This window comes from Streptosporangium sp. CA-135522 (assembly GCF_050949235.1).
Taxonomy (GTDB): domain Bacteria; phylum Actinomycetota; class Actinomycetes; order Streptosporangiales; family Streptosporangiaceae; genus Streptosporangium.
Genome location: NZ_CP192026.1, coordinates 462,209 through 479,638, shown reverse-complemented (window position 1 = coordinate 479,638; position 17,430 = coordinate 462,209). Strand labels below are relative to the sequence as shown.

16 protein-coding genes are annotated in these 17,430 nt (G+C 70.2%); 11 read left to right on the top strand and 5 right to left on the bottom strand.

Annotated features, from left to right (window positions below; all coding sequences use genetic code 11):
- Window positions 1-190 precede the first annotated feature (190 nt).
- From ACQPYK_RS02315 to ACQPYK_RS02290, 6 genes are all read left to right on the top strand, one after another.
- Window positions 191-1,324 carry an aminotransferase class V-fold PLP-dependent enzyme gene (locus ACQPYK_RS02315; protein ID WP_433249400.1) on the top strand — a complete coding sequence of 378 codons (1,134 nt, stop codon included), beginning with the start codon at window positions 191-193 and terminating at the stop codon, window positions 1,322-1,324.
- A 112-nt stretch (window positions 1,325-1,436) separates the two neighbouring features.
- Window positions 1,437-2,765 carry an ABC transporter substrate-binding protein gene (locus ACQPYK_RS02310; RefSeq protein ID WP_433249397.1) on the top strand — a complete coding sequence of 443 codons (1,329 nt, stop codon included), beginning with the start codon at window positions 1,437-1,439 and terminating at the stop codon, window positions 2,763-2,765.
- On the top strand, window positions 2,762-3,679 hold the full coding sequence (locus tag ACQPYK_RS02305; protein WP_433249394.1) for a carbohydrate ABC transporter permease: 918 nt from the start codon (window positions 2,762-2,764) through the stop codon (window positions 3,677-3,679). The genes ACQPYK_RS02310 and ACQPYK_RS02305 overlap by 4 nt, the downstream gene beginning before the upstream one ends.
- A complete protein-coding gene (locus tag ACQPYK_RS02300; protein WP_433249391.1) occupies window positions 3,676-4,494 on the top strand; it encodes a carbohydrate ABC transporter permease in 819 nt (272 codons plus the stop codon). The genes ACQPYK_RS02305 and ACQPYK_RS02300 overlap by 4 nt, the downstream gene beginning before the upstream one ends.
- Before the next feature lie 2 nt (window positions 4,495-4,496).
- Complete coding sequence (locus ACQPYK_RS02295) at window positions 4,497-6,245, top strand: glycoside hydrolase family 36 protein (RefSeq protein ID WP_433249388.1); 1,749 nt, start codon at window positions 4,497-4,499, stop codon at window positions 6,243-6,245.
- Window positions 6,246-7,280: a LacI family DNA-binding transcriptional regulator gene (locus ACQPYK_RS02290; protein WP_433249385.1), complete on the top strand. Its 1,035-nt coding sequence runs from the start codon at window positions 6,246-6,248 to the stop codon at window positions 7,278-7,280. It begins immediately after the preceding gene.
- Between the two features lie 42 nt (window positions 7,281-7,322).
- Here ACQPYK_RS02290 and ACQPYK_RS02285 read toward each other — a convergent pair whose 3' ends face one another.
- Window positions 7,323-8,291, bottom strand: a complete 969-nt coding sequence (locus ACQPYK_RS02285) for a magnesium transporter CorA family protein (protein WP_433249382.1) — start codon at window positions 8,289-8,291, stop codon at window positions 7,323-7,325.
- A gap of 52 nt (window positions 8,292-8,343) precedes the next feature.
- Window positions 8,344-9,399, bottom strand: coding sequence for an FAD-dependent oxidoreductase (locus ACQPYK_RS02280; protein WP_433258678.1), 1,056 nt, complete (start codon window positions 9,397-9,399; stop codon window positions 8,344-8,346).
- A gap of 125 nt (window positions 9,400-9,524) precedes the next feature.
- Here ACQPYK_RS02280 and ACQPYK_RS02275 point away from each other — a divergent pair, with 125 nt between their 5' ends.
- Window positions 9,525-10,046 (top strand): hypothetical protein, encoded by a 522-nt coding sequence (locus ACQPYK_RS02275; RefSeq protein WP_433249379.1) that lies wholly within the window; start codon window positions 9,525-9,527, stop codon window positions 10,044-10,046.
- A 131-nt stretch (window positions 10,047-10,177) separates the two neighbouring features.
- On the opposite strand, the gene ACQPYK_RS02270 is transcribed toward ACQPYK_RS02275, so the two are convergent.
- The gene (locus ACQPYK_RS02270) at window positions 10,178-11,425 is read right to left on the bottom strand and encodes a benzoate/H(+) symporter BenE family transporter (protein ID WP_433249376.1); all 1,248 of its coding nucleotides are present in this window, start codon (window positions 11,423-11,425) and stop codon (window positions 10,178-10,180) included.
- 207 nt (window positions 11,426-11,632) lie between these two features.
- Between ACQPYK_RS02270 and ACQPYK_RS02265 the strand changes: the two genes are divergently transcribed.
- Window positions 11,633-12,202: a helix-turn-helix domain-containing protein gene (locus ACQPYK_RS02265; protein ID WP_433249373.1), complete on the top strand. Its 570-nt coding sequence runs from the start codon at window positions 11,633-11,635 to the stop codon at window positions 12,200-12,202.
- Between the two features lie 147 nt (window positions 12,203-12,349).
- A complete protein-coding gene (locus ACQPYK_RS02260) occupies window positions 12,350-13,570 on the top strand; it encodes an MFS transporter (protein WP_433249370.1) in 1,221 nt (406 codons plus the stop codon).
- 103 nt (window positions 13,571-13,673) lie between these two features.
- Here the strand turns inward: ACQPYK_RS02260 and ACQPYK_RS02255 are convergent, their stop codons facing one another.
- Entirely contained in the window at window positions 13,674-14,420 is a 747-nt protein-coding gene (locus ACQPYK_RS02255; protein ID WP_433249367.1) for an MBL fold metallo-hydrolase, read from the bottom strand.
- Between the two features lie 196 nt (window positions 14,421-14,616).
- On the opposite strand from ACQPYK_RS02255, the gene rho reads away from it, so the two are divergent.
- Window positions 14,617-15,789 carry a transcription termination factor Rho gene (gene rho, locus ACQPYK_RS02250; RefSeq protein ID WP_433249364.1) on the top strand — a complete coding sequence of 391 codons (1,173 nt, stop codon included), beginning with the start codon at window positions 14,617-14,619 and terminating at the stop codon, window positions 15,787-15,789.
- Between the two features lie 27 nt (window positions 15,790-15,816).
- Here the strand turns inward: rho and ACQPYK_RS02245 are convergent, their stop codons facing one another.
- Window positions 15,817-16,275 carry a hypothetical protein gene (locus tag ACQPYK_RS02245; protein WP_433249361.1) on the bottom strand — a complete coding sequence of 153 codons (459 nt, stop codon included), beginning with the start codon at window positions 16,273-16,275 and terminating at the stop codon, window positions 15,817-15,819.
- Window positions 16,276-16,505: 230 nt separating this feature from the next.
- Between ACQPYK_RS02245 and ACQPYK_RS02240 the strand changes: the two genes are divergently transcribed.
- The gene (locus tag ACQPYK_RS02240) at window positions 16,506-17,336 is read left to right on the top strand and encodes a putative RNA methyltransferase (RefSeq protein WP_433249358.1); all 831 of its coding nucleotides are present in this window, start codon (window positions 16,506-16,508) and stop codon (window positions 17,334-17,336) included.
- Window positions 17,337-17,430 lie beyond the last annotated feature (94 nt).

Sequence of the window (17,430 nt, the reverse complement as noted above, 5' to 3'; positions counted from 1 at the left end):
CTTCCCCCGTCCACATCTTGCCAAGTCCTCCATGTGGCGTGATATGAACGTTCAAACAAAATTTTGCCGTCATATCGGGCATCCGAAAAGTCTCGACCAGACATCCTGCCCTCCACGGCTTCCCAGTTGCTCCGACACCGCGCCGCCCCTCACTCCGCGAAAGCCTCCCGAGGTGTTTCCCCCATTGAATATGAACGTTCAACTTACTTGGGACGACTACCTGACCCAGTTCGGTGAGCCCGCGGGCTACCTCGACTTCGCCAGGATCGGTCCGACCTCCCATGAGGTCGCGACGACGCTCATCGACGCCGCCCGGCTGAGCAGGGGGGACTCGTCGGCGGCTCTGGCCTGGTTCGAAAGCGTCGCCGCCGACGCGCGTTCCCGCGCCGCGGAGTTGCTGCGGGCAGCCGAGCACGAGGTGGCCTTCGTCTCCTCCACCAGCCACGGCCTCTTCGCCGCCGCCGCCGCGCTGCCCGCCCAGAGCACAGTCCTCGTCCCCCGCGGCGAGTTCCCCGCCAACGTCTACCCCTGGCTGCGCCGCGCGGAGCGCGACGGCACACAGGTGCGCTGGATCGACTCCCTCCGCGTCACCCCGGAGATCGTCGCCGAGCACCTCGACGGCTCCGTGGGAGCCCTCACGATCAGCGCCGTCGACGCGCTGACCGGATACCGCGCCCCGCTGGGTGCGCTGAAGGAGGCGCTCGGCCCCGACCGCCTGCTGATCGTGGACGCGATCCAGGGAATCGGCGCGGTGCCGCTGGAGGTCGAGGCCGCCGACGTGCTCGTCTGCGGCGGGCAGAAATGGCTGCGGGCGGGCTGGGGCGCGGCGATACTGCTCGTCCGGGACCGGGTCGCCGACAGGCTCCTGCCGGGCCTCGGCGGCTGGTCGGGGGTCGAGGATCCGTTCGCCGACGGAGACGCCGCCCATCCCCGGCCGCCGCTGCGCGGGGCGATCGCCCACACGCTGACCAACCCCGACTACCCCGCCGTCGCCGCGCTGCGTGCCGCGATCGACCTGGTCCTGACCGCGGGCATCACCCGGATCGGCGACCGGGTCACGGAGACCCTGGGCATCCTGCTCGACACCGCCCGCGGCGCCGGGGCACAGGTGCTGCTGGACGACCTGCCCGCCGCCGAACGCGGTGGCATCGGCTGTTTCCGGCTGCCCGGGCGCGACCCGCTCGACGTCCACCGGGCTCTGTCCGCGGCGGGCCTGGTGACCACCACCCGCAACGGGTGGATCCGCGTCTCTCCGCACGCCACCACCTCGGACGAGGCGGTTCGGCGCCTCGCCGCCGGCCTGCGTGCGGTGAGCAGACCCTGACCGGGTCGACCCCGGACTCTCCGCCTCCGGCATCCCCCATCGAGGGACGGATTCGCCGGCTCCCCTTTTCACCGCCGTCGGGGGCGGCGTTCCACCTTGAAAGGAACAGAAAATGATCAACCCCATCACCAACCGCCGCGCCCTGTTGCGGCTCGCGGTAGCGGGCACCATCGTCCTCGGCGCCGCCGCCTGTGGAGGCGGCGGCGCCGAAGAGAAGGCGTCCGGCCCCACGAAGATCACCGTCTGGACCTGGAAGCCCGCCTCCGCCGGGCTCGCCGCGGTCGCCAAGGACTTCGAGAAGGCCAACCCGAACGTCAAGGTCGACGTCCAGGACATCGGCAACCCGGCGATCTGGGACAAAATTACCGTCGGCATGGCCTCGGGCGGCAAGGGGCTGGCCGACGTGATGCACATCGGCGTCGACTACCTGCCCGGCTACATGGACAAGTTCCCCGGCGGCCTGGCCGACCTGCGCAAGCTCGGCGCCGACAAGTACAAGGACGCCTTCGCCAAGGGGCTGTGGCCGACGGTCACCGGCAAGGACGGCGGCGTCTACGCACTTCCCTGGGAGGTCAACCCGATCGGTTTCTTCTACCGCTCCGACCTGTTCGAGAAGGCCGGAGTCGACCCCGAGTCGATCAAGACCTGGGACGACGCCATCGAGGCCGGAAAGAAGATCAAGGAGAAGACCGGGGCCTACCTGATCGGCATCAACAAGCCGGCCACCACCGAGAGCGACATGGACTTCTACCAGTCGCTGCTCCAGCAGCAGGGCGCGTTCTACTTCAACCTGCAGGGCGACGTCACGCTCAACTCGCCGGCCGCCGTACAGGCCATGTCGATCATCAAGCGGATGAACGACGCCGGGGTGATCGCCGACACCTCCGGCACGGGCACCAAGAAGCAGTTGATCAACAGCGGGAAGATGGCGGTGCTGCCGTGGGCGGCATGGGCGGTGGGCTACATGAACGAGGGCTTCCCCGACCAGAAGGGCCTGTGGCGGGTCATGCAGCCGCCCGCGGTCACCGCGGGCGGCAAGCGGACCGCGATCGTCAACTCCACCTACCTGTCGGTCTCCGGCACCAGCCCGCACCAGGCCGAAGCGTACAAGTTCGTCGAATACGCGCTGACCAAGCCCGAGACCATCAACAAGGTCTTCAAGGAGGGCGGCGTCTTCCCCGCGCTCACCGCCGCCTACGCCGACCCGATGTTCTCCTCCCCGTCCGACTATTTCGGCGGGCAGCCCGCGCTCAAGACCTTCGTGGACTCCCTCACCGAGGGCGCCGACGCCACCTACTACTCGGGTGACTACGCGCGGGCACTGAAGATCGCCAATGACGCGCAGACGAAGGTCCTGCTCAAGGGCGCCGATCCGGCCGCGGCGCTGACCGAGGCCGCCCAGCAGCTCACCCAGCAGACCGGCAGGAAGCTCGCGGAATGACACTCACCGCGACCCGGGAGGCCGCTCACGCGAGCGGCCTCCCCGCCCGGCGCACGCTGATCACCAGGCGCAACATCCCGTACGTCCTGATCCTCCCCGCCCTCACCGGGTTCCTGGCCTTCAAGGCCTACCCGATCCTCGCGGCGCTGTACATCAGCCTGACGACGGGTGCGGGCGCGGCCCGGACCTTCGTGGGCCTGGACAACTACGTCCGGCTGGTGAGCGACCCGCTGTTCTGGACCGCGCTGTGGAACACCGCGCAGATCCTGATCGTCCAGGTCCCGCTGATGCTGTTCCTGGCGCTGCTGCTGGCACTCGGGCTCAACTCGTCCTTCGTACGGCTGCGCAGCGTGTGGCGGCTCGGCGTCTTCATGCCGTCACTGACCGGCCTGGTCGCCTACGGCGTGATGTTCTCGGTGATCCTCAACAAGGAATCCGGACTGCTCAACTGGGTGCTCGACCTGGTCGGCATCGAGCAGATCGACTGGCTGGGCAGCCCCTTCTGGGCGCGTGTCTCCATCATCCTCGCGCTGACCTGGCACTACACCGGCTACAACGCGGTGATCTATCTCGCCGGGCTGCAGAGCATCCAGAAGGAGCTCTACGAGGCGGCGATGGTCGACGGCGCCGGGACACTGCGCCGCTTCGCGTCCATCACGATCCCGCAGCTGCGGCCGATCCTGCTGCTGACGGTCGTGCTGTCCACCATCGGCACGCTGCAGCTCTTCGACGAGCCGTTCGTGCTCACCGGCGGAGGCCCGGACAACGCCACCCTCACGATCTCGCTCTACCTCTACCAGAACGGCTTCCGCTACTTCGACTTCGGCTACGCCGCGGCGATCGCCTACGCGCTCGCGTTGATCGTCGCCGGGTTCGGCATCGTCCAGATGAGGCTGCGGGGAGGTAAGAAATGAGCAGGATCAAGGGCTGGCCGCTGACCTTCGCGCTGGCCGCGGTGTTCGCGCTCTGTGTCGGCCCGTTCTACTGGCTGGCGATCGCCGCCACCCACTCCAACTCCGACATCTTCTCCTGGCCGCCGAAGTTCTATCCGGGCGGTCACCTGCTGGACAACCTGGCGACGCTGGAGAGCTCGATCGGCCTGGGGCGGGTGCTCGGCAACACGGTGCTCGTCGCGGCCGTCCAGTCCGTGATCGCGATCGTGGTGTCGCTGCTGGCCGGGTACGCGTTCGCCAAGTTCGACTTCCGCGGCAAGAACGTGTTCTTCGTCCTGCTGCTGTCCACGCTGGTGATCCCCAGCGGTGTGACGATCATTCCGATCTTCGAGATGATGAACGACCTCGGCCTGATCGACAGCTATTCGTCGCTGATCCTGCCGAACCTCTCCGTGCCGTTCGGCATCTTCCTGATGCGCCAGTCGCTGCTGGCGGTGCCCGACGAGCTGCTCGACGCGGCGCGGGTGGACGGCGCGGGCGAGCTTCGGGTGCTCTGGCGCGTCGTGGTCCCGGTCATGCGCCCGGCGCTGGCGGCGCTGGCCGTCTTCCTCTTCCTCGGGGCGTGGAACGACTTCCTGTGGCCGCTGATCGCGCTGCGCACCCCCGAGATGTACACGTTGCCGGTCGCCCTGGCCAGCCTGCAGAGCGTGGCCAAAACCGACTACGGCCAGGTCATGATGGGGACCGCGATCTCCTCGCTGCCCATGATGATCCTCTTTCTCGTTCTCCAGCGACAGTTCATCTCCGGCCTGCTGGCCGGGGCGACGAAGGGATAGACATGGTGTTGTGGCAGCCCCACGCTCTCGCGGGCGCGAACAGCGTCCAGGCCGGGGACGTCACCATCGAGGTGACCGGGGCGGACGACGTCACGATCGCACCGATCTCCGACGGGGTCTGGCTGGTCGAGGCGCGCGCGGAGTCCCGGGCGACGATCCTGGCGCAGTGGCGCATCCCCTGCGTGTCGGTCACCGCGTTCTGGACCCCCGACAGCGGCGCCCACCGATGGGTGCCGCCCATCTGGAACGCGCCGAAGACCTCCTCCCTGACCGCCGGCGCCCCGGTGGTCTGCCTGGTCGGCACGGCCGACGCCAACGTGTGCACCGTCGCCGCCGCCGAGTCCGTCAGCGAGGTCCGTTTCGGCAACGGCGCCATCGAGGAGACCGGGGAGTTCCTGTTCACCGTCGAGCACGAGGGCGAGACGCTCCGGCTCCGGCTGGATCTGTCCGACCGGCCGTTCTCCCGGGCGCTGACCGACGTGGCGGCCTGGTGGGCCGAGGGGCGCCACCTGCCGGTGACCCCGGCCGCGGCGCGGATGCCCGCCTACTCGACCTGGTACAGCATGCACCAGGAGGTCAGCGAGAAGTCGGTGGAGCTCCAGGCGCGGCTCGCCCGCGAGCTGGGTTGCGAGACGATCATCGTGGACGACGGCTGGCAGACGGCGGACCGGGACCGGGGCTACGCCCACTGCGGTGACTGGGAAGCGAACGAAGTGGCATTCCCCGACATGTCGGCGCATGTGAAGCGGGTGCGCGAGCTGGGCATGGCCTACATGCTCTGGTACGCCATCCCGTTCGTCGGCAGGCAGAACGCGGCCTTCGAGCGCTTCTCCGGAAAGCTGCTGCGCTTCCTCGACCACATGGAGGCGGGGGTGCTCGACCCCCGTTACCCGGACGTGCGCGCCCACATCCTCGACCGCCTCTCCCAGGCGGTCGAGGCCTGGGACATGGACGGACTGAAGATCGACTTCGTGGACCGCTTCACGGTGCCGGAGCCGCCCGCCCCCGCCGACGGGATGGACTGCGACGAGGTCTCCGAGGGCGTCCGGCGGCTGCTGCACGAGCTGGACGCGCGGCTGCGCCGTACCAGGCCGGACGTCCTGATCGAGCACCGGCAGCCGTACGTGAGCCCGGGGTTGTGGCCCTACGCCAACATGATCCGCGCCGTGGACTGCCCGCTCTCCCCGCAGGAGAACCGGCAGCGCACGGTGGACCTGCGGCTGCTGGCCGGGCCGATCGCCGTGCACTCCGACATGATCCTGTGGCACCCCACCGAGCCCGCCGAGCAGGTCGCCGTGCACCTGATCAACGCGCTGTTCTCGGTGCCCCAGATCTCGGTGGACCTGTCGGCGCAGACCGCCGAGCAGCGGGCCGTGATCGAGTTCTGGCTGGGGATCTTCCGGCGGCACCTGGCCACCCTCCAGCTCGGTGTACTCGACCCCATCCGGCCCGAGCACGGATACCCGCTCGTCCGGGCCTACGATGAGCAGATCATGGTCATCGCCCGTTACGCGCCCGTGCCGGTGGAGGTTCCCGCCTCCGGCTGGCGGGAGCTTCTGGTGGCCAACGCCGACCCCGATCAGAACGTGGTCCTCCTCGGCCGGGTCGCCGGGCGGGTGCGGGCGAGCGTGTACGACTGCCGGGGGACGCTGATCTCGTCCGAGACGCCGCGCCTGGACGCCGGGACGGCCCTGGTGCCCGTGCCGATGGGCGGTCTGCTGAGACTTCACCGCGACGCCGAGGAGGAGTAGGTGGAAACACGCCGGTCGCGCGAGCGCGGAGTGACCATCGAGGATGTCGCGCGCGCGGCCGGTGTGTCCCGGCAGACCGTCTCCAACGCGCTCAACGCCCCCTTCCGGCTGAAGCCCGAGACCCTGGAGAAGGTCACCGCGCTCATCGAGGAGATGGGCTACCGGCCCGACCAGTCGGCGCGCAGCCTCCGCTCGGGCACCCGGCGGATCATCGCCTACACCACGACGGAGGACGATCCGGCCAACCCCAACCCGCTGATGGGCGGCTTCCTGGAGGCCCTCGTCGCGGCGGCGGGCGAGGTCGGCTACCGGATCCTGCTGGTGCGGCCCCGTCCGGGCCAGGACCAGGCGCAGGCGATCGAAGAGGTGATCGCCGCGCGCACCGCGGACGGTTTCATGATCGCCGATGTGCTCCACGACGACCCCCGGGTGATCCATCTGTCGGAGCGGGGTTTTCCCTTCGCCGCGTTCGGCAAGATCGACCCCGGCCGGCCCCAGTCTTGGGTGGACGTCGACACGGTCCAGGCGATGATCGACCTGGTCGGCCTGCTGGCCGCCCGCGGACACCGCAGGATCGCGTTTCTCGGGCAGGCCGCCGGGCTGCCCTGGATGGACGACCGCCTGGAGGGTTTCCGCGCGGGGGTGCGCCGGTTCGGCCTCAGCACCTCCGCCGCCCTGGAAATCACCGCCCCCAGCGACGATCCCGCCGAGATCACCGAGGCCGTACGGCGACTGCTCCGGGGTAACCGGCCCTCCGCGGTGGTCGCCGACGGAGACTGGCTGGCCATGGGCGCCTACATGGCCGCCCGCCAGGAGGGCCTGACCGTGGGCGCCGACCTGGCCGTCACCGGTTTCAACGACCTGCCCGTCACCGCGTTCCTGCAACCCGCCCTGACCACGGTGCGGCTGCCGCTGCGCCGCATCGCCGACGCCCTCGTCAGCCGGCTGCTCCAGATCATCGACACCGGTGCGGCCCCCCAGGCCGGGCTCCTGCTTCCCGGCGAGCTCGTCATCCGCGACAGCATCGGCGGCTGAGGCGGCCGGCCCCTCCTCGCCGGCCGCCGGAGGGGCCCGACGCTAGAGCCAGCCCCTCTTCTTGAAGATCAGATAGAGGATGGAGGAGGCCACGAGGATGGCGATGGTGGAGGTCCAGAAACCGAGCGGGTGACCGAAGCCGGGATAGGGCACGTTCTGGCCGTAGTAGCCGGTGATCATCGTGGGCACCGCGATGATGGCGGCCCAGCTCGTGATCTTCTTCATGATGTCGTTGAGCCTGAACCCCTGCTGGTTGATGTGGGCCTCCCGGACGTTGCCCACCAGCTCCCGCAGGGAGTCGGTCCACTCGGCGGTGCGCAGCGCGTGGTCGTAGAGGTCCTGGTAGTAGGGGGTCATCGCGGGGTCCAGCATCTCCACGCCCCTGCGCAGCAGGCTGCCCACGACCTCGCGCATCGGCACCGCCAGCCGCCGGAACCGCACCAGCTTCTTGCGCATCTCATAGGTCTGGCGCTGGATGTACGCCCGGTCGCCGGACTCGTCCTCGAAGAGGTCGTCCTCCAGCTTCTCGATCCGGTCGTCCATCGTCTGCAGCACCTCGAAGTATCCGTCCACCACGTGGTCGAGCAGGCCGTGCAGCAGGTACGGCACGCCGTACCTGGACATCTCGCCGTTGGCGTCCCAGCGCCTGAGCACCTCGTCGATCTCGAATTCGGGGCTCTCCCTGACGGTCACCAGGGCGTTCTTCACGACGAAGATCGAGACCTCGATGAGGTCGAGACGGCTGTTCACCAGCTTGGCGCCGTAGACGGTGATGAACAGGTGGCTGTCGTAGGTGTCGAGTTTGGGGCGCTGGTTGCTGTGGAGGGCGTCCTCGACTGCCAGCCGGTGCAGGCCGAGCTCCTCGCTGATCTTCCCCAGGTCCTCCGGTGAGGGCGCGCACAGGTCGAACCACACCACGGCCGACGGATCCTCGATGTGATCGGAGACGTCGTCGATGGGAAACCCCTCGGCCTCCAGAACGCCGTTGCGGTAAAGGCGAGTACGCTCCATGCCGGTCAACCCTAACCGGCGGGGTCGAGGGCCGGCATCTCCGTTCGGCCCGTCAGGCGGCCACGGGCGCGCCGAGGAGCCGGCGGATGTGCCGGACGGCGGTACGGCCCGCGCGGGCGGCGCCGATGGTGCTGGCCGAAGGGCCGTAACCGACCAGATGGACGCGGGGATCCAGGACCGCCCGGGTGTCCTCGACCCGGATGCCGCCGCCCGGCTCGCGCAGGCGCAGCGGGGCCAGGTGGTTGACGACCGGCCGGAACCCGGTGGCCCACAGGATCACGTCCGCCTCGACCAGACGGCCCGGCCCGGTGTCCGCATCGTCCCAGACCATCCCGCCGGGAACGATCCGGTCGAACATCGGCAGGCGATCCAGGACCCCGGCCGCCAGGGCCGCCCGGACCTGCGGCGTCAGCGGGTAGCCGGTGGCCCCGACCACGCTGCCCGGCGGAAGGCCGGCGCGGACGCGGGCGTCGACCAGGGCGACGGCCGCGCGGCCCGCCTCCTCATCGAACGGGCCCTCCCGGAAGACGGGGGGACGGCGGGTCACCCAGGTGGTCGTGGTGACCTCGGCGATCTCGGTCAGGAGCTGGATGGCCGAGGCCCCCGCGCCGACCACCACGACGTGCTTTCCGACGAACTCCTCGCGGGTGACGTAGTCCGCGGTGTGGAGCTGCCGTCCGAGGAACCTCTCCTGACCCGGGTAGCGCGGCCAGAACGGCCGATCCCAGGTGCCGGTGGCGTTGATCAGCGCGCGGGGCGACCAGTCGCCGGCCGAGCTCTCCACCAGCAGCCGCCCTCCCGTGCCCTCGCGCACCGCCCGCACCTCGACCGGGCGGCGCACCGGCAGACCTTCGGCCCGCTCGTAGGCGGCGAAGTATTCGGAGACGACCTCCGAGGACGGTCGGGTCGTGTCGGCGGCGCCCATCGGCAGACCGGGAAGGTCGTGCACGCGGTGCGCGGCGCCGAGGGTCAGGGACGGCCACCGAAACTGCCACGCGCCACCGGGGCGGGGTGAGCGGTCGAGGACCACGAAGTCGAATCCGGTCCTGCTCAGGAAGTGGGCGCTGGACAGTCCCGCCTGCCCCGCCCCGATGACCACAACGTCGATGTCCGTCACGTTTCCTGGTAACCGCCGACGCCGGGCGAATAATCCTGTCCTCGCGGGGCAGCAGCACCTCTACCACAAACAGACGCAGCCCGAGATGAGGTCACATGATAGTGCTGGGACTCCTCTTGATCCTACTCGCGGGCGCGGCCGTGGTCGCGGTCTCCTGGGACGAGGCCGCCACAGCCACCACCCCCGCGTCGTTCACGGTTTTCGACCAGACGGTCCAGCTCTCCCAACTGGAGTTCTTCTTCGCCGGCGCCGTCACCGGGGCGCTGTTCCTGCTCGGCCTGACGGTGATGTTCAGCGGTATGCGCCGCTCCGCCGTGCACCGGCGCAAGCTCCGCGCGTCCCGGATGGAGGCGCGTGACCGCGTCGCCCGCCTGGAGGAGGAGAAGCGAGAGCTGGAGCGCAAGCTTGAGGAGACCCCGGAGACTTCGGCGACCGCCGCTCCGGTGGTGGACCGGGACCGCGACGGCGTCGACGACCGCGTCCAGACGACGGCACGTCCCCGGATCGACCGGGACCGCGACGGCGTCGACGACCGCGGCGAGACGACGGCCCCTCACCCGCGGGTCGAAGTGCCTCGCCAGCACAGCACCGACCAGCTCGTCGCCGGTCGCCACGGGCGTCCGGGAGACGACCGGTAATCGGCTCCCCTCCGCTCCTGTCGCCTTCTGTCGCCGGTACGGCATGCCGTACCGGCGACAGGCTTTTCCGGAAGTCTTCAATCCCACGGACCTTCCGGTCCCGCGGATCCTCCGATCGCGGGGCGTGACGCTCACCGCCGGCTGAGCTCCTCCGGGCCGCTCGCCGGCTCCTCCACCCGTTCCGATTCATCCGGTTCGGAAGAGGGTCGCTCCCGCCCGGAAGAGGATCGCGGGGCGCTGCCGCGCTGCAGGAGTGTCATGAGGCCACCGGCGGCCAACCCCCAGAACGCCGCCCCCACCCCGAGCAGCGTGAGCCCGGACGCGGTGACCACGAACGTCACCACGGCCGCCTCCCTGCCCCGCGGCTCGGCCACCGCTGCGGCGATGGCCGAGGCGAGCGCACCGATCAGGGCGAGGCCCGCGACGGCCTCGATGAGCACCGGCGGGGAGAGCAGTACCAACGCGGTGGCCAGGCCGGAACCGACCCCGAGGACGATCATCGAAGCCCCGGCGGTGACCGAGGCGATCCACCGGCGGCCCGGGTCCGGGTCGGCGTCCGGGCCGGCGGCCAGCGCCGCGGTGATGGCCGCCAGGTTCACCGCGTGTCCGCCCAGGGGCGCGCCGAGGGTGCTGGCCAGGCCGGTGCCGAGGAGGATGCCGCGCAGCGGGGGGCGGTAGCCGTACCCGGCGAGGACCGCCATGCCCGGCACGTTCTGGGAAGCCATCGTCACCAGGAAAAGCGGGAGCGCGATGCTGATCATCGCCGTGGCGCTCCAGGACGGCACGGTCAGCTCGACCACCGGGCGCACGTCCACCGAGCCGAGGCCGGGCCCGGTCAGCGCGATGGCGACGACGGCGGCCAGCAGGGCTCCCGGGATCGCCCACTGACGGGCGAAGCGGCTCAGCAGCGCCCAGACGAGCACCACGGGGCCGGCCATCAGCGGCACCTCGCCGAGGGCACGGACCGGCGCGACGCACAGGTTGAGCAGAACCCCCGCGAGCATGGCGCCGGCGATCGGGGTGGGGATGGCCGCGATCCAGCGTCCCAGCGGGGGGAAGAGTCCCGCGGCGGTGATGAGCAGGCCGGAGACCACGAACGCGCCGACCGCGACGGGGAACCCGCCCTGCACGGCGCCGGTCGCGACCAGCAGCGCCGCGCCGGGCGTGGACCAGGCGACGGTGATCGGCATGCGTCGTCGCAGACCCAGCCAGATCGCCACCACGCCGTTGGCCAGGCAGAGCGCGAGCAGGCCGGACGCCGCCTGCCGCTGGTCGGCGCCCACCGCCCGCAGCCCGGCCAGGACCACGGCGAAGGAGCTGGCGAAGCCGACCAGCGCGGTCACCACTCCCGCCAGCATGGGCTGTAGAAGGCGTGTCATCTTCGCCGTCCCCTCCTCCCGCCGCGCTTGCGCGCGATCCGCGATCCCCCGAACTCTCCGCCCGAGCCACCTGTCCGAACCCGAGCGCTTCCGGCCCTCCGCCCGAACCACCTGTCCACCTGTCCGGCTGTCCGGGTCCCCGGCTGCCTCCACCTGACACCGCGTTCCGGCGTGGCGCCGGTCGTTCCGTAAACGGAACGACCGAGCATGTTGCACCATATCCACATGAAGCCCGGCGCACAAAGCTCTCGTACCGCCCAGGAGGCCGACGCACCAGACGTAGGCCAGCGAATACGCAGATTGCGTGAAGAGCGCGGCATCTCCCTGTCCGAACTCGCCCGGCGCGCGGGCGTCGGCAAGGCCACCCTCTCCGGACTGGAGAACGGCACCCGCAACCCCACCCTGGAGACGTTGTGGGCGGTCACCGCCGGGCTCGGCGTGCCCCTGGCGCTGGCCCTGGGCGCCGATCCCGTCATCCGTGGCACCGCCGTCGAGGGCGTGCTGCTCCAGGTCTTCGAGGACGAGTCCGTCACCTACGAGCTCTACCGGCTGGTGATCCCGGCGGGGTCCACGCAGGTCTCCCCGGCCCACCACGAGGGCGTCACCGAGCACCTCACGGTCTTCGCCGGGGTGCTGGTCGCCGGCCCGCGGGACGCGCCCCTGCGGGCCGGACCGGGCGAACACCTCACCTGGCGTTCGGACGTCCCGCACACCTATTCCGCGATCGGCGCCCAGGACGTCCACGCCAGCCTGCTCATCCGCTACCCGCGTCGCTGAGCACCGGCGAGAGCCCCGCCCGCACGGGGGGAGAGCGTACGGCGGCCGGTCCCTCTCGACGGGGGATCGCACGTGAGCCTCGCCGCTCCCTAGCGGCTCTGACGCCCCGGCGCATCTTCCAAAATGCCTAAAAGTAATATTCAGCCCATGACACCACGGTCCACGGCAGTGATGTTCTGGGCCGCCGGTGTGCTGGCCTATGCCGTCGCGATCTTCCACCGCCAGTCCCTCGGCGTCTCCGGCATCGAGGCCGCCGCGCGGCTCGGCGTCGGCTCGTCCGGGCTCGCCACCCTCGCCATGCTGCAACTGCTGGTCTACGCGGCCATGCAGGTGCCCGTCGGCGTCCTGGTCGACCGGCTCGGCTCCAAGCGAATGCTGGTCGTCGGAGCCACCGTGATGGCCTGCGGCGAACTCGTCTTCGCGCTGTCCGGCGGGCTGCTGTCCGGCGTCGCGGGCCGGGCGCTGATCGGCTGCGGCGACGCGATGACCTTCATCAGCGTGATCCGGCTGGTCAACCTCCACTTCCCCGCCCACCGCAATCCGGTGATGGTCCAGCTCACCAGCCTGATCGGGCAGCTCGGCGCGATCGCCTCGGCGGTGCCCCTGATCCACTCCCTCCACGCCTACGGCTGGACGCCCACCTTCCTGGCCGCCGCCGGACTGGGCGTGCTGTCGGCGTTCCTGCTGCTGACCGTGCTGCGCGACTCACGCCCGGAGCGCACGGGCGAACCTCCCGGTCTCAAGGCCGCCTGGGCCGAGCCCGGCACCCGGCTGGGCATGTGGACCCATGCCGCCACCCAATGCTCGGCCGCGGCGTTCCTGCTGCTGTGGGGCTATCCCTTCCTGGTTCAGGGACAGGGTCTGGCCCCCTCCACGGCCGGCGTGCTGCTGTCGACGTTGACATTGTGCGGCATGGCGTGCGGGCCGCTGCTCGGCCATCTCGCCGGGCGGTTCCCGTTCCACCGCTCCCGGATGGTGCTCATCGTGATCGGCACCACCACCGGGGCGTGGACCGCCGTGCTGGCCTGGCCCGGCCGGGCGCCGCTCTGGCTGCTCGTCCTGCTCGTGGTGGTGCTCGCGGCCAACGGACCGGGATCGATGATCGGATTCGACTACGCCAGGACCTTCAACCCGGCCGGGCGGATCGGCGCGGCCTCCGGCATCGTGAACGGCGGAGGCTTCGTCGCGTCCGTGTCGGTGATCGCTCTGGTCGGCGTCATACTCGACCTGGTCGGGGAGACCGGCCTGGACGCCTTCCGCTGGGCCTTCGCCGTGCAGTACCCGATCTGGGCGCTGGGCGCGGTTCAGGTCCTCCGCTACCGGGGCAAGACCCGGCGCCTGCTGCTGGCCGCCCAGACCGTTACCTGACGGCGCGGCCGGCCGATCACGACACAGCCGACCGATCACCGTGCGATGGACAAATCACGACGCGGCCAGCGAATCACGGTGCGGTCGGCGAATCGCGACGCGGTCAGCGAATCACGGTGAAGGGCTCGGCGAAGTGGGCGGTGGCGATCATTCCCCCTTCGGCTCTGACCCGCTCCAGCAGCTCCACCCGCGTCGCGGCGGCGAGCTCGGGGTCGGCGTCGTAGAGATAGGTCACCTTGGGGTCGGCCAGCTGCGTCGGGTGCAGCACCACGTCTCCGGACAGCACCAGATCGCCCACCTGGACGACCTGGTGGCCGAGGGTGTGCCCCGGCGTGTGGATCACCCGGATGCCCGGCAGCACGTCCGCCTGGCCGTCCACCACCTGCACCCGCTCGCCCAGCGGCCGGACGACGTGGTCGAGGATCTCCTCGGCGGCCGTGTCGATCTCGGCCCGCTGGAAGACGTGCCGGGCGTTGGCGAAGACGGGCACGCCGCCGATCACGGTTCCGCTCGCGTGGTCGCTGTGCAGGTGTGTGATGACCACCGCGTCCACCTCCTCGGGGCTCACCCCCACTCGCGCGAGCTCGGCGCCGAGCACCCCGGGGACCGGCGCCCAGCTCGCCGCCGGTGAGTCCTCCGGACCGATCCCGGTGTCCACCAGCACGACCCTGCCCACCGCGTCACGCAGCAGGTAGCAGTGGAAGTGCAAGATCCACTCGTCGGACTCTCCGTGGCAGCCGCCGGGGAACATCTCCGGCAACGGACGCCGGATCGAGTCACCCATCGGTCCCACGGCGTCACACAGCGGGAACACTTCGACGCCCGCGACCGTTATGGGGTGATGCGGCATCCGGTCTCCTGTTAAGTGTGGATTGACAGTGCTACTGTGATACCGGGCGTGACGCACTGCTGGCTAGGCCGCGTGCGACGATCCGCCCCCGTTCCTCTTTTTTCTCACCGCGCCTTCCCCGGCATGCGGTTCTTCCTCCGCGAAAGGTCAGTCATGACCTTTCCCGCGTGAAAGGTCACTCATGACCACCGAAACCATGACCACAGAAACCACCAGAAAGCGTTCGCGCACCCCCCGTCCTCCGCGCCCCCGCGACAGCGACGCCTACGTCGAGCGTGACAACGACACCCCCGTCGAGACCGTGGCCGGCCTGCTCGACGTCCGTGACAAGACCGGCTACATCCGCACCCGCGGTTATCTCCCCGGCCCCGACGACGTGCGCGTGCCCCACGCCCAGATCCGGCAGTACGGCCTGCGTCCGGGCGACCACGTCACCGCCACCGCGCGCAGGCCGTACGAGAGGCTGGAGGAGGTTCAGAGCGTGAACGGCGCCGCCGACTGGCGGCGGCGGCCCGACTTCGCGGACATGACGCCGGTCCACCCGCACGAGCGGCTCCGCCTGGAGACCGAGTCGATGACCACCCGGGTCGTCGATCTGTTCGCGCCGATCGGCAAGGGCCAGCGCGGCCTGATCGTCGCCCCGCCCAAGGCCGGCAAGACCATGGTCCTGCAGGACCTGGCGGCCGCGATCACGCGCAACCATCCGGACTGCCACCTCATGGTCGTGCTCGTCGGCGAGCGCCCCGAGGAGGTCACCGAGATGCGCGAGTCCATCCACGGCGAGGTCGCCGCGTCCACGTTCGACCGTCCCGACCGCGACCACACCGCCCTGGCCGAGCTCGCCGTCGAACGCGCCAAGCGCCTGGCCGAGAACGGTCACGACGTCGTGGTCCTGCTCGACTCCCTGACCCGTCTCGGCCGCGCCTACAACAACCTCGCCCCCGGCGGCGGGCGCACCCTCGCCGGCGGCCTCGACGCCGCGGCCCTGCTCCCCCCGCGCCGGTTCTTCGGCGCCGCGCGCAACCTGCGCGACGGCGGCTCGCTGACGATCCTCGCCACGGTGCTCGTCGAGACCGGCTCCCGGATGGACGACAACCTCTTCGAGGAGTTCAAGGGCACCGGCAACATGGAGCTGCGCCTCAGCCGCGCTCTCGCCGACAAGCGCCTCTACCCCGCCGTCGACCTCGACGCCTCCGGCACCCGGCGTGAGGAGATCCTCCTCGATCCGCAGGAGCGACAGCTCACCTGGCGCCTGCGCCGCACCCTGGGCGGCCTGGAGAAGCAGCAGGCCCTGGAACTCCTCACCGACAGGCTGCGGGAGACCCCCTCCAACGCCGCCTTCCTCCAGCAGATCCAGCTGACCACCTGATCATCCGACCGCCCGGTCGTCACCGGCCTAGCGGGGCCAGTCGGCGATGGTCTCGGCCCGGATGGCGTCGACGTGGCAGTGGGAGGCCGTGCGCGTGCCACGATCCAGGACGCAGACCCGCACGTCCACCCGGGTGATCTCACCGTCCGAGGACAGTTCGAAGGCCTCGCCCGCACGGCAGGTCGAGCGCGGCCGAGCCCAGCCCGTGCCGCCACCGGTGTAGTGGAACCTCGCGCGGATATAGGCGCAGTGGCCAGGGTGGGAGTCACGGTCGCGCAGCGTGCCGGACACGGTGAACGTCTCGGCGCTGAAGTCCGTGATCCATACATCCGCCACCGCGTGACCGGAGTGTCCGGTGGCCGACCGTACCGGTCCCCAGTGATGCCTGACGGTCGCGGCGGCCTCCGCCGCCGCGGGCAGGGCCGTGGACAGGGCCGCCGCGAGCACGAACGCCGACAGCCCGCCGATGACAGATCTCTTCCTCATGCCTCCAACAAGTAGTCGGTGTCACTTGGAGCGCTCTTGCGGCCCGCTGGTCACCCCGTGCCCTGCGCCCCGGTCGGGGTCCCGTCGGGGTCCGGGCGGGGTCCGGGCGGACGCGACGGGCGGGGTCCGGGCAGACGCGACGGGCGGGGTCCGAGCGGACGCGGCGCGGGCGGCGGTCCGGCCGCACCCGGAGAGATTCCGCCGCACCCGGAAGGCGGGATGATGAGGGGATGCTGGCTGATGTCGTCGAATACCTCACCTGCCCGGTCTGCGCAGACGGGTTCGACCTCGGTGATCGGGTCCTGCGCTGCCCGCAGGGCCATTCCTTCGACATCGCCAAACAGGGATATGTCAGTCTTCTGATCGGATCCCAGGCACCCGGTACGGCCGACAGCACGGCCATGGTGGCCGCCAGGGAGGCGTTCCTCGGGGCGGGCTATTTCGGTCCGCTCTCGGAAGCCGTCGCCGACGCGTGCCGTACCGACGCGAAGGTGGTCGCGGACGCGGGCGCGGGGACGGGACATTACCTCGCACGGGCACTCGACCGGCTCCCGGACGCCGTCGGGATCGCGCTGGACGTGTCCAAGCACGCCGTCAGGCGGGCCGCGCGGGCGCACCCCCGGCTGGGGGCGGTCGTGGCCGACGTGTGGCGGCCGTTGCCCGTCGGCGACGGCACGGTGGATGTGCTCCTCAACGTGTTCGCCCCCCGCAACGGGGCGGAGTTCGCCCGCGTGCTCGGGCGGGACGGCACGTTGATCGTGGTCACGCCCACCTCGCGGCACCTCGAACCGCTGGTGGAGCGACTCGGGCTGCTGTCGGTGGACGAGTCGAAGGAACGGCGGGTGGCGGAGAGCCTGAGTGATCACTTCGTCGAGGCCGGCCGGACCGTTCACGAGTTCGGGATGACGCTGGGACACGAGGCGATCGAGGCCGTGGTGGGGATGGGACCGAGCGCCTGGCACACCGATCCAGAAGTTATGCGGAGAAAAATCACTGAACTGCCTGAAAAAAGCAATGTAGCTGCTTCTTTCCGTATGTCTATCTTTCATTCCCGGTTCTGATCAAGTGAAGCGCTTGACAGCTGCCTTCGGGACGCATGTTACTGAAGTGGCATTTAGCCCGAAATTCCCACACATTACCCAAGCAAATCCGGGG

Coding starts and splice junctions, on each gene's coding strand:
- ACQPYK_RS02245 (WP_433249361.1), bottom strand. CDS start 16,275: ATGAGGAAGAGATCTGTCATCGGCGGGCTGTCGGCGTTCGTGCTCGCG.
- ACQPYK_RS02270 (WP_433249376.1), bottom strand. CDS start 11,425: ATGACACGCCTTCTACAGCCCATGCTGGCGGGAGTGGTGACCGCGCTG.
- ACQPYK_RS02255 (WP_433249367.1), bottom strand. CDS start 14,420: ATGCCGCATCACCCCATAACGGTCGCGGGCGTCGAAGTGTTCCCGCTG.
- ACQPYK_RS02305 (WP_433249394.1), top strand. CDS start 2,762: ATGACACTCACCGCGACCCGGGAGGCCGCTCACGCGAGCGGCCTCCCC.
- ACQPYK_RS02260 (WP_433249370.1), top strand. CDS start 12,350: ATGACACCACGGTCCACGGCAGTGATGTTCTGGGCCGCCGGTGTGCTG.
- ACQPYK_RS02240 (WP_433249358.1), top strand. CDS start 16,506: ATGCTGGCTGATGTCGTCGAATACCTCACCTGCCCGGTCTGCGCAGAC.
- ACQPYK_RS02315 (WP_433249400.1), top strand. CDS start 191: ATGAACGTTCAACTTACTTGGGACGACTACCTGACCCAGTTCGGTGAG.
- ACQPYK_RS02265 (WP_433249373.1), top strand. CDS start 11,633: ATGTTGCACCATATCCACATGAAGCCCGGCGCACAAAGCTCTCGTACC.
- ACQPYK_RS02295 (WP_433249388.1), top strand. CDS start 4,497: ATGGTGTTGTGGCAGCCCCACGCTCTCGCGGGCGCGAACAGCGTCCAG.
- ACQPYK_RS02310 (WP_433249397.1), top strand. CDS start 1,437: ATGATCAACCCCATCACCAACCGCCGCGCCCTGTTGCGGCTCGCGGTA.
- ACQPYK_RS02300 (WP_433249391.1), top strand. CDS start 3,676: ATGAGCAGGATCAAGGGCTGGCCGCTGACCTTCGCGCTGGCCGCGGTG.
- rho (WP_433249364.1), top strand. CDS start 14,617: ATGACCACAGAAACCACCAGAAAGCGTTCGCGCACCCCCCGTCCTCCG.
- ACQPYK_RS02285 (WP_433249382.1), bottom strand. CDS start 8,291: ATGGAGCGTACTCGCCTTTACCGCAACGGCGTTCTGGAGGCCGAGGGG.